Genomic DNA, 12,747 nt, shown 5'->3' on the forward strand with positions numbered 1-12,747 from the left:
ATGTCTCTTGATGAAATTCGCCAAAAGGTAATCTTTCATAATTCAGTTGATGTATGGATTTCTGCATGTGGTGAACAGAAAAAAGATTGGACAAATCCTGAGGAATACAAACAGTTCATAGCACATTTGTTAAAAAATAATCTTAATCTCAAAGCTTTCAATCTTTGCACTCATGAAGCAGGAGCTACTGAAGAAGAAAAAACAAAATTTACTGAAGTTCTAGCTCAAACAAAAGCCACTGATCCAAATTCTCAAACTTATACAATAAAACTAAATGACTCTGCCATAAGCATTATTCGAAGTTATTTTTGATCATCGTTTTAATTTTGGATTGACTATTGCGTCAAGTGCATTTCCTATAAACACAAATGCAAGTCCTGCAATCGCAATCATTACTCCCGGTGGCATGATCCACCACCATAATCCTCTTGCTGCTGCTCCAAACGTATTTGCATCATGAAGGATATGCCCCCATGTTGGAAATGATGGATCGCCTAATCCTAGAAAACTCAAACCTGCTTCTGTTGTAATTGCAGCTGGAACTGATATTGCAATACTTGCAAATGCATATGGCAATAATTGTGGCAAGATGTGCTTGAGCACAATTTTTGAATCTTTTTGCCCCATCATGTTTGCAGCATCTACGTATCCCCTAGTCTTGATTTGAAGAGACATACTTCTGGCTACTTTTGCAATGCCTACCCAACCAAAAATCATTAAAAATCCCACTAAAACAAATATGCTGTTACTGATTGTAACTGATAAAATAATGAGAAATGGCAGTGCAGGCAATGCATAAATGACATCATTGAATCTCATCATTGTTTCATCTGTTTTTTTACCCTTGAATCCTGCATATACTCCGTACAATAATCCCATTATTACTGATGCAATAGATACGACTAGACCAATAAACAAAGCAAGTGGTGTTCCCCATAACAGTCCTATGGCAAGATCTCGTCTCAACTCGTCTGTTCCCATCATTCCAAATGCTTTTCCACCTATGATTAACTTGGATTCATGACTTTTGATTTCTGAATTAATAGAGTACATGTCAATTGAAAAAATATAATTTCCTTTGAGAGGTTCATTTGTTTTAGTATTTGAAAAAACAATGTCTTCAGATGATAGTTTTTCTAAGTCAAAATCAAACACATCTGATTGTAACAACAAATTTTTCTTTATTGCTTCATCTGTTGAAAAAATTCTTTCACTATGAATTGTTTTAGTGTTGGAATGTGGTAATGATGTGGATAACAATTCCAATTTTATGCCATCTGGTCTTATTACTGACATTTGTAACAATACTGATTCAGAATACTCTGATGAGAAAACATAGATGAAATCATTTGGAAAAGACTCATAATCAAAATTCACACCAAATTTATGTGATGATAACATAATTTCACCTTCTGAATTTGTTTGAATATTTGGTTTATCAAGAATCTTGTGTTCAGGAATTTTTTCTGTCATGAAAAGATTTACCCAGATTGGTATTGCTACTTTGGGATATAGAATCCAATTTCCGGGGTTATTCCACTCTTGAAATGTTTCTACTGGAATTACAATTATTGCAATTATTGATGTGGCAATCAGAATTCCAAGAATTGTAATACCAATAATTCCAATTTTGCTTTTAAGAAATTCTTGTTTGATTTCCTGTGGTGTTATACTGCTCATTGACCTGTTCTCACCCTTGGATCAAAGTAACCATAAAGCAAATCTGCAATGAATATGCTGACTAGGAAGAATACTGTTAGGATGTATGTGGCTCCAATTATTACAGGCAAATCCATGACTGTAATTGCCTCAAAGTATAATCTGCCCATTCCTGGCCAATCAAACACCGCTTCTGTGATTATTGCTCCTCCTAATGATCCTGACAAACTCAGAGCTAAAATTGTAACAATTGGAGGTGCCGCATTTTTTAATGCATGTGTATAGATTATCTTTTTTTGTTTGATTCCTATTGTTTTTTTTGCCATAATGAAATCTTCTTGCATAATTCCTACCATGAAGTTTCTTACCAAGTATGCCCATGAACCAAATCCAATCATTACAATTGTGATTAGAGGAAGTGCCATATGGTATAACAGTGAACCAATGTATCCCGGATCTGATGGTGGAATATCTGGTGTTGCTCTTGCAGGAAATATTTGGTATGTAAATGCAAACAAAAATATCATTAACATTCCAATCCACCACACTGGAAAACTAGAACTAATAATTGCAAAACTCGAGGTAATTCTATCTATGATTGATCCAACCTTACTTGCAGATAATGCTCCTAAGAAAATACCAATTACAGAAATAATCACTGTAGCTGTTGTGAATAAAAGAATAGTTCTTGGAAGTTTTTCAAAGATTATATCTTTTACATCTGATGATCCTGAATCACTGGTAAGAAAAGTCGCATGACCAAAATCTAACAATAGTATTTTGTACATTGTTAGACCAATTCTTTGAGGTGAATACCATGGTTCATCTAGACCTAAAATTTTGATTCTCTGATCAATCTGACTTTGAATAAACCCCTCAAACTCTTCCACTGATGAAAAACTTTCTGCAATAGAAGGATTTTCAGTTATTTCAGAACGTACTTGAAAAACTATTCCTTGTTTTAGAATAGTATCCATGTTTGATCCTACTAATGAAATTGTGATTAGTAGTGTAATCATTAAAACTCCAAACATTGTTGCAGCCCTTGTAGCAACATATCTCTTCATACTCAATAACCTCGAATATGAAAATCAGTTTATAATCATTTGAAAATAGGCTCAAAAATAATTTGACGAGAGTGAAACGAACTCTAGGCATATTCTGGGCAGAAAAGCAGATCTCTCGTCGGTATAATATAGTAACAAAGTTATTTAAGAATTTATGAAAATATTACTCTAAAAAATTTTAATTCTTTGTTGTATTGGTAAAATATGGTAAAAATTGGTAAATCAAAAACAAAAAATTTGTTTGATCCTGATGAATTAATACTGTCAAAAAATGAGATTTTAGAATTTTGTGACAGGGTGATAAAAAAATGGAACAAAAATCCCACAAAAAATGGAAAAAATATTCTTGCAATGAATGCTGTTAAGACCAGTGTTTTGTGGACTGATGATGAATCCCTTAAAGCGATATGGAGTGAAATTATTGCATGGACCTTTGAACTTCTTTATGAGAATGCAATGGCACAAGATGCTGAATGGACAAACATGCTAAAAAAATTAAAGAATAAAAAATAAGACATTCTTTGTAATGCTATGAGTGCAAACACAATCCGGAAAGCCAAAAAATTAGTTGAAAGTGGCGGTGTATCAAAAATCGATGATGACTTATTTCAAATAAAATCTTCATCTGATCCTGAAAAATCTTATTTTGTAACATCTGATACATGTGAATGCCCTGGATTCAAAAATTTTTACAAATTTCATCATGGTAAGGGATTAAAAGCAAATTGCTCTCACTTGGAAGCAATTAGGATATTCAAAAAAGAAAACTCTTGAGATTATTTTATTTTTGAAACATCAACTTTTCCAACATATGCTTTATTTTTTGATATAATTATTGGTCTTAAAATTAAACCTGGATGTTTTATCATTAATTTAATTATTTGAGCATCTGTTTTCTTACTATTTTCCAAATCCAATTCTTTGTACATTTTATCTCGTTTTCTCAATAACTCTGAGGGTTTTTTTCCTGTCATTTTTATGATTTTTTTCAACTCAGACTCTGAAAATGGGTCCTTGAAAAAATCTCGTTTCTCAATGTCTGCATTCATTCTTTCAATTTCTGATATTGTTTTTTTACACGTAATGCAAGTAGGTTTGTGAAATACCTTCAATCTAAGATTTGTTCCTAAATATGCTTAAAAATTGTTTAGGAAGAGTTTAGAATCTAATCCACAAGTAAACGGAATCCAGTACATTCCCAAAGTATCACTTCTCTAATTTCAACATCATCTTTTTCTGAAAACCTATAGTTATCTTTGTTGGAGTCTAGATATGTAACATACTCTACAATATCACAATTACGATAATCCCATGTTTGTATGACTTTACCGTCTCCTGTCAAGATATCTACTTGTATATCATATTGAGCCGGAGGTCTTCCGGGATTAACATATTCATCAACTAATCTATAGACTGTTTTTTTATCTTCACTGGGTAATCCTGAAAGATAGAATTGGGGAGTAGATGAAGCAACTGTTTGAATTCCATTAGTACTTGTTCTAACAACTGAACTTAGATGTTGAAATTCAGAATAGGTGTAAATTGTTTCTCCTGCTGTGAAAATTTCTCCATTGTAATGCACTACAATGGACATTGCTCTATCATTATCACTCAAGTTTGTGTTTGTAGCAAGCACACTTGTTATGGGAACAGAAAGAATATCTTGAGAAATCAAATATTGTAAAGCATTGATAAATTCTGTATCACTCACCTGTCCTTCACCATACCATAATGCAGTATTTTTAATCCATGCAGGAATTCCTCCTTCTTCAGCTGATGCAGTTAATCCTAAACCTACACCTGAAATTATGACAAAAATGAGTCCTAATCGATAGCCTTTATTCATATATTACCTAAATATCATATGAACTTAAGCGTTTTGTCTATTCTCAAAGAGTTTAGAATCTGATTTCACAAAAATTAACTCAATGTTTTTGAATCGTTTAGAAAAAAGATGTGCTGCTATGCACAGCATATTGTTTTTTTGAAATCTTCTGAGTTTCTTTCAAAATTACATTCTTTGCATACTTGCCAACTTCTTTTCTTCAGAAGAGAAAATGATGATTCATAACATACTGAATACATTTTTCCGCCACAATTAGGACATGGAATTGGAATATCTATTTTCATAAATCACTTAGGCAAATTTTGAATATAAGGCACACGTAGAATTTATCAATCGTTCTTTTCTTCTGAATCTTCTAATGATTCTTCTGATTTTTCTAATTCTTCAAGTTTTTGATCATTAAATTCTTCTAATTTTTCTCTTGGCACTGAAAGCATTTCAAGATATGCTTGTTGAGCTTCTTCATATGTTCCACCATTTGCAATAATTTGCTCTCTTACTATCTGGGCCTCTTCAAATAAATTCTTGGTAAAGTTCAATTGGCTAATTACAATGTCTCTTATTTCAGGGTGTAAATTATTCACATAATCTTCATAATTCAATCCCTCAAATACTCCATTACTAGGATTGTATTCTTCAATTGCTTGTTCTGTAAGGTCTTCTGCAATTACTCTTTGTTCTTCTACATACAATTCATCTTCATTTGGTTGTAATGCTTTTTTATTTTCTAAAATTAATTCTTGTAATAACCCATGATAATATTTGAAGAGTGTTTGGCCTATTGGGTCTTTTTCAAACTTACTTTCTTCTGAACTTAGATACTTTCTTGCTTCTTCTGTATCTAGTTTTTGTTGTAATAGTGAAACAGGTGAAGCATCTCCCTTTACTTGGAATTGTGTAGTTTCTAATCCTGTCATCCCATACCATGTTGCAATTACATTAATTGTATAAGTTCCTGGAACTCTTTCAAAGTCTTTGAATTCCCCTTTGAAAACTCCCCATGGGTCAGTAAATGCTTTTGTTGTTTCAGAACCTGTTCTGATCAATACTTCTGCCCCTCGAATTGGTTTGTATGCGTGGTCTACCACTTTACCAGTCACTACTACAGTTTCGCCTGAAACTATTGCTCCTTTCTCTACATTGAGGTCTATAATTAACTCCCATAATTCAGCCTCAGATGTCTGAACAACTGAAAATAACATCAAAAATGAAAATATTCCAACTATTCCTGCTTTTTTGTACACTAGATGTTGTGTTGATTTTTGTTGTTAAGACAAAGTATGAAGAAAAATTCGCTAACTTTCAATTTTATTTGATTAATTTTGACAATCTCTGTGCTTGGAATATGAGTTTGATTTCAGATTATTCTTAAACCCCCAAATTTATCTAATTTTGAATTATGGATTTAGAGAAATTCCGAAACGATGTATCTGATATGACTAAAAAACTATCTACTAATTTACAAGAAAAAGACATTCCAAAATTAAACTATGTACGGCAACAATTAATTGAAATGTATCAAAAAAATCTGGTTAAAATTAATCATTCTATTTTAGAGTTAATTTGTGCAAGTAATTTGATTTCTCGAGGATATGTTGTAGAAGTAGAAAAAGATATTTCAGAAATTTTAGTTTGTGATATTTTTGCAAAGAAAGGCGGAGGAAATACAATTATTGAAATTGAAACAGGGTTTACTCCTCCAGAACACGCAATGGACACAATAGATTATTTTACTGCAAGAATAATGAGTAAGATTGCAAGGTATAGCCTACATTGCTCCAAGTTTTCATTAGCAAGTCCTGCAACTGGAATTTTACCAATTCCAAAAATTTTCTTGCTTCCACCTAATGCAAGAAAAAGAGATGATGTTCAAAAAGTAAAAGATCTTTGTGATCGATATTACAAAAATCCCCCAATAGAATATGATGATATTTTGAATGCTCGTTTACATTCTATCTACTTGATTAACATTGATGGTGGATTTGTAAAAGAATTAGATCCACAAGGATACGTTGATTTAACTCATGATCTACTTGGTAGAAGCGAAATAGAGTATTAGTACATAAAAACTACGAAAAAATTCAAATTCATCTACTGAAATATCAATAATAAGATGATCTGTGCTGCTTGTGAAACTCGAAAACACTTTGAATGCATTGATTGTATGAATAACCACAAAACTCACTTATGTTCTTGTGATTGCCATGATGAAAACACTGAACCTCATCCGGTAGGAAAATCTCATTAAAATTAATTTTTGAACTTTCTTTCAATCTCTTGAGCCATTACTTCTAATCTGCTTGTATCTCCAAATTTTCTATATGTCAGTTTTTCAAGAGTTTTGATTATGCTAATTGCTGCTCGATATTGAGGTATTTCAGGCTCATTAAGTTCTCCATACATGCCAATTCCATGGATTTCATTTTTTTTGGCAAACCCCAAAATTAATCCATTAAACCCTGTGATAATTGATTTTTGTGGAGTAATGTCTACCCCTAATGTTTCCATTTGTTTTGTTAACTCTCTTGATGTTGTCGTGATGTATGTTTTGGGGTTGTTTTTGTATGGTCTATTTGTATGAAATCCACCTAATGTGTAAATAAATTTAGCAGAATATTTTTTTGCTACATCTATCACATCTTGACATAATGCATTTAATTCACTAGTGTTTTGTGGTTGTCCTTTACCTCCACCAAAAATGATTAAGTCTTCTGTGTATTTGTATTCCCAACTTTCATCTGGAAGATCAATATAACCTCCTCTATCTACAACATAGGTTGGGAACGGGGTTTTTGATATTCTGAATGTTTTGGTTCTTAATGATTCATTGATGAAATTTATTACAATACTTCCAACATTTCCCATATCTTGCATTGCTGCAATAATTATCGGTTTTTCAACATCTGGTTCTTGTTCTTGTTTAAAATCCATGTTTCATTAAAAATCTAATCAACTTTAAACATATGCGATTTCAGTATGGGTGATATTTTATTTTAAATTTTTCAAACATTTTTTGTAATCAAAATTTATGCCTGAGCGTAAAATCATAATTTTTCTAATATGTAAAAACATTATCATATTTTAACTCTTGGGGATTTTTGATTCTTTTTTTAATGATCGAGAGAAACATGAAGATTCATAAGGCAAAAAAACATTCTATCGACAAATTATGGAAACATCCATGGAAAACATCGGTACATTAGAGTATGTTCTTGACAAATACTCAAAAATCTGGTGCTGGAAGATAACTGGTGAGCGTGCTGTAAGCATGATCTCTAGATTGGTGCCTGAAGCCTGGTATGGTGAGAACGTCAATGAAGTCATCATTCCTGACAGCACTGAAAGTGTAAAACAAATCAAAATGATCCTTGATAGATATCCACTTGAAATATTATCAAAAACCACTTGGCAAAGAAAAATCATCAAAACATATGCTCCTAAACCAACATTGCCTCCAGTTAAACACAAACTAAAACGAGCAAAAGCAGGTGAACAATTCCGAGGAAAATTATTAAATTTCCAAAAAGAGGGATTGGATTTTTTGATGAAATCTTCGGGAAATGCATTATTAGCAGATGAAATGGGACTTGGAAAAACTGTACAAACACTATCGTATGTTGCTACTGAGAAACAAACGTTTCCAGCTTTAGTTGTTGCACCACTAGTTACACTAAACAATTGGGAACGAGAGATTGAAAAATTCCTCAAAAAGAAAAGCAGGAATGGTAGATTAATAGAATCCCAATCTCCCAGTGTCACTTTAATCCGAACTGGAAAGAAAAAAGAACTCCCTAAAACTGACATTTATGTAATAAATTATGAATTACTTTTCAAACGATATGATGATTTGGCAAATGTTGGAATCAAAACAATTGTGTGTGACGAAGTCCATAACTTGAGATCAAAAACTACTCAGAAATACAAATCTATAAAAAAATTAGCAGCATTACCCTCTGTATCTTATAGGATTGGGCTTTCTGGAACTCCTATTTACAATCGCGGTTCTGAAATTTGGCCGATAATTGATATTTTAAAGCCTGGACTTCTTGGAAGTTTCAAAGAATTTTGTGAATATTTTTGTTATGTAAATGAAAAAGGCAAAGCAATAGTGTTGGAAAATAAACGTGCGTCATTGAGAAATGAATTACAAAAACATGTTATGCTTAGACGAAAAAAATCTGATGTATTAAAAGAGCTTAAAGATAAAGTTCGTTACAAAGAAGTAATTGCTGCTGATACTGACTATTATCTTGAAGAATTAGATAAAATTTGGAAACGTCTAGAAGCAGAACAAAAGGATGCTGAATCTGAATTCTCAAAATCTGCTTCATATCATAGAGCAATCCAAAGTGAAAGACAAATTGCAGGATTGGCAAAACTCCCTCATGTTATCAACTTTGTAAAAAACATCATGGAAATTGAAGAAAGTGTTGTAGTCTTTTGTCATCATAAGGTAATCCACAAATTGCTTCATGAGAGTCTTCAAGAATTCTCACCTGTTTCAATTATTGGTGGTCAGTCTGATTCTCTAAGACAAGATCAGATAGATAAATTCCAAAAAGGTGAATCAAAATTAATGATTGCAGGAATTCGTGCAGGAAATGTTGGAATTAATCTTACAAGGGCAAAATATGTAATTTTTGCAGAACTTGACTGGAGTCCTGCAATTCATAGACAAGCTGAAGATAGATTGCATAGAATAGGCCAAAAGAATACTGTATTTGCATATTATTTGATTGGAAATGGCACTCTTGATGATCATGTTGCAAATGTTCTTGTAGACAAAAGTTATGAAATTGATGAAATTATGGATGAGAGCGTTGAGAACTTTGAAAATAAAGACAAAGCAGAACTAATTCTTGCACAAATTCAAGACAAAATACGTTCAAAATAACTAAACATTCAATTTTGTTTTGAGTTTTGATAATTTATCAATAATTATTGTTTTCTTTTCTAATTCTATTTGAGAGTCTTGAATGTCTTTTGTAACTTCATCAATTAAACTTAAAATTTCAATTTCTGGTTTTATCTCTCCGAATTTTATTTTATCAAATCCTTCTGTTTCTGTTTTATCGATTTCTTCTATTCCTTCAGGTAATATCTCATACACTTTGATGATTTTGTCATTTTGTCTTTGTGGCGACATTAAAACACATTGATTTTGTCTTAGTTTTTCTAATTCTTTTAGAATTTTATCTTCAGGGATTCGTAATATGTCTATAATTTGTTCCATATTACATGATTTTATTTGTAGTAAACGTAAAATTTTAGCCCAAACTGGAATGTCATTTCCCCATAGAATTTCTTTTGCAACTGGAGTTATTGAAAATGAACCGTTGTCATTGAGTGAAATAAATTTTCTATCTTTTAGTGACCCTAATGAATCTAAAATTTTTCCTACTCCTAATCTTTTTAATTCTGAATTCTCAATATGTGTTTCATCAAAGGTTCCATTTTCTTTAACTGCTAAATGTAAAATTTCTAAATCAATTGTTCCTAATTTTCTCATATTTTTTTTGAGTTTTTCAACTCTTATCATCTTTTCTACTATAAAATTTCTTTTTTAATGTCTTCTAACTCTTTTTTCACTCTTTTTAGATTTAGATAATTTTCTTTCATCCATTCTTGGTATTTGTTAATTGAACCCAATTTGAAATTAGAATTAGTAATGTGATTTGCTAAAAACCATAATTCCCTATATGCAAAAATAATTTTTCCAACTAGTAATTCTTGTTTGTTCAGAAATACTTGCATTACCTCCTTTGATTCTTTTTCATATTGATGCTCTTTTAGAATTATTTCTTTAAATTCTGTTTCTAATTCATGAAATCTCTCAAATACTTGGTTACTGATATTTCTCATTTCTCTTATTTTTTTGTCATAATTTTTCAAAAAACTATTTGCCCATTGTTCTGTTTCATTTTTTTCTAAAAAATTAATTTTTTGAGTTTTGTTTATTTCGTTAACTACCTCTGAAATCACTTCAATGTGCCAATGGAAAAATTCTTGTATTTTTTTTCTTTCCTTTACATGGTTTGAAATCCAGTTAAAAAATAAACTTGCTATGTTACTCCCTGAAAAAATTCCTGTAATTACTGGATGTATCAATAATTTTTTTGATATAATTTTGAATAAAAACTTGATTCTTACTTGAAGATTATATGTGGATTAGAATGAATGAATTTATGGTTCGATATGAACTTCCAAGACTGCCTTATGATTATGATGAATTAGAACCCTACATTGATACTGAAACAATGAAAATTCATCATCAAAAACACCATCAATCATATGTTGATGGTTTGAATAGGACTCTTGAAGAGATAGGGAGTGCATCCCACCCACAATACATTACCTCTATTCTATCTGATCTGACACCAATTCCTGAGGTTGGACGAAATAAAATTAATTTTTTTGGTGGAGGTTTTGAGAATCATAGATTGTTTTGGGAAACTATGACTCCTAATGGTGATGGTTCTCCTGGTGGGAAGATAGAAGATGCTATTGATGTTTATTTTAATGATTTTGAAAATTTTAAGCAAGTATTTTCTGATATTGCAATTGGAATTCAAGGCAGTGGATGGTGTTGGTTGGTTTTTAATTCAACATACAACAAAATAGAAATTATCTCTACTGAAAATCAAACTAGCCCATGGGCTTTGCAAAAAACCCCTTTGTTAGGATTGGATGTATGGGAGCATGCATACTACCTAAAACATCAAAATCGCAGACCTGATTATGTGAAAGATTGGTGGAATGTTGTTAATTGGGATTATGTTGAAAATCGTTTTTCAGAACTTTCTGACTAAAATGTCTGATTTGGACAAATTCTTTTAAAGAAAAATTTGATTTTTCATTTAATGAACAAGAGTCTAAGGTACATTGCATTACTTGCAATTCTCCCACTGTTTACAGTAGGAATGACCACTGGTTCTTTCACAGACGCTGAAGCCTTGAAAGGTAAAGGTGTTAGTACTTCAAAATATGGTTCTAGCACTGATGTCTGTGGATTGCAACTATGTTCTGAAATTCCAGGTGGTAAATCTGCATGGATGGCAGAACAAGGAAAATCTAAACCTGTAATTCCAGTTACTGAAACTCCTAAAAAAATGGAAAAAGAAACCATGATGGAGAAAATAACTGAAGCAGACTTGGGATCTGTACTTAGATTATCAAGAGCAAATGTTCCTGCAACTATTCCGATGCATCAAGGATATTATGATGGTGGAGATGTTTATTTCATCATCACTGATTCAAGTGATCCAACACATGCAGATTTGATTACAAAAAATCAAAATTGGAAAGTGGAACTTGCACCATTGTTGAAGAATGCCCCTGATACTGCACTTTCAAAAACTTACATGTTCACAAATGGAATAGAAGGTGACGGTGTACATGGTTTCCAAGGAGAAGTTTTTACTAGCACTCCTGCACAACCTGATGTATACAGTGCACTAACTTCACATGTACATGTAACTTGGAATGAAGGTGCAACTCCTAGAGTATTAACTTCTGATGCGATGGTAATGGATGCTGCAGATAACGGTGAAATTACATTGACACCTGTTGATGTGGTTTTGAATATGCCTCAAATTGTTTGGCCTGATGGTCAAATGATGGTTAAAGAAGACAAAACTTTGACTGATGAAACTCCTTATGGTGGCGGACAAGTTCTTGATATTGATACAGAAGAGATGAATGTAACTTTCATAGCTCATCGTGGATGGGGTCCTGATGGTAGAACCATCTATTACATTGTAACAGATGCTACTCCAAGTGGCCCTGCAGGTATGATGGGTGTTGTTAGTTCTCCAACATCTGCAAGTTTAATTGCAAATTCAGCAGCCGTTGATCTATTTCAATTCAAAAATGGTTTGACTGGTTCTGGTCCTTTGGGATTCCAAGCAGGAATTGCTGCAGGGGCTCCTGGTGATGAAAACTATTCTCCTATGTGGAGAATCTTCATGACAGGTTGGACTAGTCCAGAAAATGCACAATTGTTAGAAACCATTGATGATTTGAATGCATACAGAGAAGCTGGCTTGATCGATATTGGTATTGCACGTCCAATGGACAGTGATCATATTGTTAACTGTCCATTTATTGACCCATTCCAATAGACCTTCTTTTTTATTTTCTTACATTTGTTTAATTTTATTTGAAAATTCTTACAAA

At 32.2% G+C, this 12,747-nt stretch carries 16 protein-coding genes; 7 read left to right on the forward strand and 9 right to left on the reverse strand.

Going from position 1 to position 12,747, the window contains the following annotated elements; translation table 11 throughout:
- The gene (locus tag ACX12B_RS03175; RefSeq protein WP_459352606.1) at positions 1-312 is read left to right on the forward strand and encodes a hypothetical protein; all 312 of its coding nucleotides are present in this window, start codon (positions 1-3) and stop codon (positions 310-312) included.
- On the opposite strand, the gene ACX12B_RS03180 is transcribed toward ACX12B_RS03175, so the two are convergent.
- Complete coding sequence (locus ACX12B_RS03180) at positions 313-1,680, reverse strand: ABC transporter permease (RefSeq protein WP_459352607.1); 1,368 nt, start codon at positions 1,678-1,680, stop codon at positions 313-315.
- Entirely contained in the window at positions 1,677-2,726 is a 1,050-nt protein-coding gene (locus tag ACX12B_RS03185) for an ABC transporter permease (RefSeq protein WP_459352608.1), read from the reverse strand. The genes ACX12B_RS03180 and ACX12B_RS03185 overlap by 4 nt, the downstream gene beginning before the upstream one ends.
- A gap of 204 nt (positions 2,727-2,930) precedes the next feature.
- Between ACX12B_RS03185 and ACX12B_RS03190 the strand changes: the two genes are divergently transcribed.
- Entirely contained in the window at positions 2,931-3,239 is a 309-nt protein-coding gene (locus ACX12B_RS03190) for a hypothetical protein (RefSeq protein ID WP_459352609.1), read from the forward strand.
- Positions 3,240-3,257: 18 nt separating this feature from the next.
- Entirely contained in the window at positions 3,258-3,500 is a 243-nt protein-coding gene (locus ACX12B_RS03195) for a hypothetical protein (RefSeq protein WP_048069797.1), read from the forward strand.
- A 2-nt stretch (positions 3,501-3,502) separates the two neighbouring features.
- Here the strand turns inward: ACX12B_RS03195 and ACX12B_RS03200 are convergent, their stop codons facing one another.
- From ACX12B_RS03200 to ACX12B_RS03215, 4 genes are all read right to left on the reverse strand, one after another.
- A complete protein-coding gene (locus ACX12B_RS03200) occupies positions 3,503-3,838 on the reverse strand; it encodes an arsenate reductase family protein (RefSeq protein WP_459352610.1) in 336 nt (111 codons plus the stop codon).
- Between the two features lie 53 nt (positions 3,839-3,891).
- On the reverse strand, positions 3,892-4,572 hold the full coding sequence (locus tag ACX12B_RS03205; RefSeq protein WP_459352611.1) for a hypothetical protein: 681 nt from the start codon (positions 4,570-4,572) through the stop codon (positions 3,892-3,894).
- A gap of 116 nt (positions 4,573-4,688) precedes the next feature.
- A complete protein-coding gene (locus ACX12B_RS03210; RefSeq protein WP_459352612.1) occupies positions 4,689-4,856 on the reverse strand; it encodes a hypothetical protein in 168 nt (55 codons plus the stop codon).
- A 45-nt stretch (positions 4,857-4,901) separates the two neighbouring features.
- Entirely contained in the window at positions 4,902-5,816 is a 915-nt protein-coding gene (locus tag ACX12B_RS03215; protein ID WP_459352613.1) for a peptidase associated/transthyretin-like domain-containing protein, read from the reverse strand.
- 155 nt (positions 5,817-5,971) lie between these two features.
- On the opposite strand from ACX12B_RS03215, the gene ACX12B_RS03220 reads away from it, so the two are divergent.
- Positions 5,972-6,631 (forward strand): hypothetical protein, encoded by a 660-nt coding sequence (locus tag ACX12B_RS03220; RefSeq protein ID WP_459352614.1) that lies wholly within the window; start codon positions 5,972-5,974, stop codon positions 6,629-6,631.
- A 191-nt stretch (positions 6,632-6,822) separates the two neighbouring features.
- Here the strand turns inward: ACX12B_RS03220 and ACX12B_RS03225 are convergent, their stop codons facing one another.
- Positions 6,823-7,503 (reverse strand): PAC2 family protein, encoded by a 681-nt coding sequence (locus tag ACX12B_RS03225; protein ID WP_459352615.1) that lies wholly within the window; start codon positions 7,501-7,503, stop codon positions 6,823-6,825.
- A gap of 238 nt (positions 7,504-7,741) precedes the next feature.
- Between ACX12B_RS03225 and ACX12B_RS03230 the strand changes: the two genes are divergently transcribed.
- Positions 7,742-9,466 carry a DEAD/DEAH box helicase gene (locus tag ACX12B_RS03230; protein ID WP_459352616.1) on the forward strand — a complete coding sequence of 575 codons (1,725 nt, stop codon included), beginning with the start codon at positions 7,742-7,744 and terminating at the stop codon, positions 9,464-9,466.
- Here ACX12B_RS03230 and ACX12B_RS03235 read toward each other — a convergent pair whose 3' ends face one another.
- Entirely contained in the window at positions 9,467-10,081 is a 615-nt protein-coding gene (locus tag ACX12B_RS03235; RefSeq protein ID WP_459352731.1) for a hypothetical protein, read from the reverse strand.
- Positions 10,082-10,119: 38 nt separating this feature from the next.
- A complete protein-coding gene (locus ACX12B_RS03240) occupies positions 10,120-10,680 on the reverse strand; it encodes a hypothetical protein (RefSeq protein WP_459352617.1) in 561 nt (186 codons plus the stop codon).
- 77 nt (positions 10,681-10,757) lie between these two features.
- Between ACX12B_RS03240 and ACX12B_RS03245 the strand changes: the two genes are divergently transcribed.
- Together ACX12B_RS03245 and ACX12B_RS03250 are read left to right on the forward strand one after the other, a co-directional pair.
- A complete protein-coding gene (locus tag ACX12B_RS03245; protein WP_459352618.1) occupies positions 10,758-11,381 on the forward strand; it encodes a superoxide dismutase in 624 nt (207 codons plus the stop codon).
- 51 nt (positions 11,382-11,432) lie between these two features.
- Entirely contained in the window at positions 11,433-12,692 is a 1,260-nt protein-coding gene (locus ACX12B_RS03250) for a DUF7482 domain-containing protein (protein WP_459352619.1), read from the forward strand.
- Positions 12,693-12,747: the final 55 nt, after the last annotated feature.

Source organism: Nitrosopumilus sp. S6, assembly GCF_054515815.1.

Bases quoted from the DNA above. Each gene is read 5' to 3' on its own strand.
- ACX12B_RS03220 (WP_459352614.1), top strand. From the start codon at position 5,972: ATGGATTTAGAGAAATTCCGAAACGATGTATCTGATATGACTAAAAAA.
- ACX12B_RS03180 (WP_459352607.1), bottom strand. From the start codon at position 1,680: ATGAGCAGTATAACACCACAGGAAATCAAACAAGAATTTCTTAAAAGC.
- ACX12B_RS03195 (WP_048069797.1), top strand. From the start codon at position 3,258: ATGAGTGCAAACACAATCCGGAAAGCCAAAAAATTAGTTGAAAGTGGC.
- ACX12B_RS03210 (WP_459352612.1), bottom strand. From the start codon at position 4,856: ATGAAAATAGATATTCCAATTCCATGTCCTAATTGTGGCGGAAAAATG.
- ACX12B_RS03230 (WP_459352616.1), top strand. From the start codon at position 7,742: ATGGAAACATCCATGGAAAACATCGGTACATTAGAGTATGTTCTTGAC.
- ACX12B_RS03205 (WP_459352611.1), bottom strand. From the start codon at position 4,572: ATGAATAAAGGCTATCGATTAGGACTCATTTTTGTCATAATTTCAGGT.
- ACX12B_RS03225 (WP_459352615.1), bottom strand. From the start codon at position 7,503: ATGGATTTTAAACAAGAACAAGAACCAGATGTTGAAAAACCGATAATT.
- ACX12B_RS03185 (WP_459352608.1), bottom strand. From the start codon at position 2,726: ATGAAGAGATATGTTGCTACAAGGGCTGCAACAATGTTTGGAGTTTTA.
- ACX12B_RS03190 (WP_459352609.1), top strand. From the start codon at position 2,931: ATGGTAAAAATTGGTAAATCAAAAACAAAAAATTTGTTTGATCCTGAT.
- ACX12B_RS03235 (WP_459352731.1), bottom strand. From the start codon at position 10,081: ATGAGAAAATTAGGAACAATTGATTTAGAAATTTTACATTTAGCAGTT.
- ACX12B_RS03175 (WP_459352606.1), top strand. From the start codon at position 1: ATGTCTCTTGATGAAATTCGCCAAAAGGTAATCTTTCATAATTCAGTT.
- ACX12B_RS03250 (WP_459352619.1), top strand. From the start codon at position 11,433: ATGAACAAGAGTCTAAGGTACATTGCATTACTTGCAATTCTCCCACTG.
- ACX12B_RS03245 (WP_459352618.1), top strand. From the start codon at position 10,758: ATGGTTCGATATGAACTTCCAAGACTGCCTTATGATTATGATGAATTA.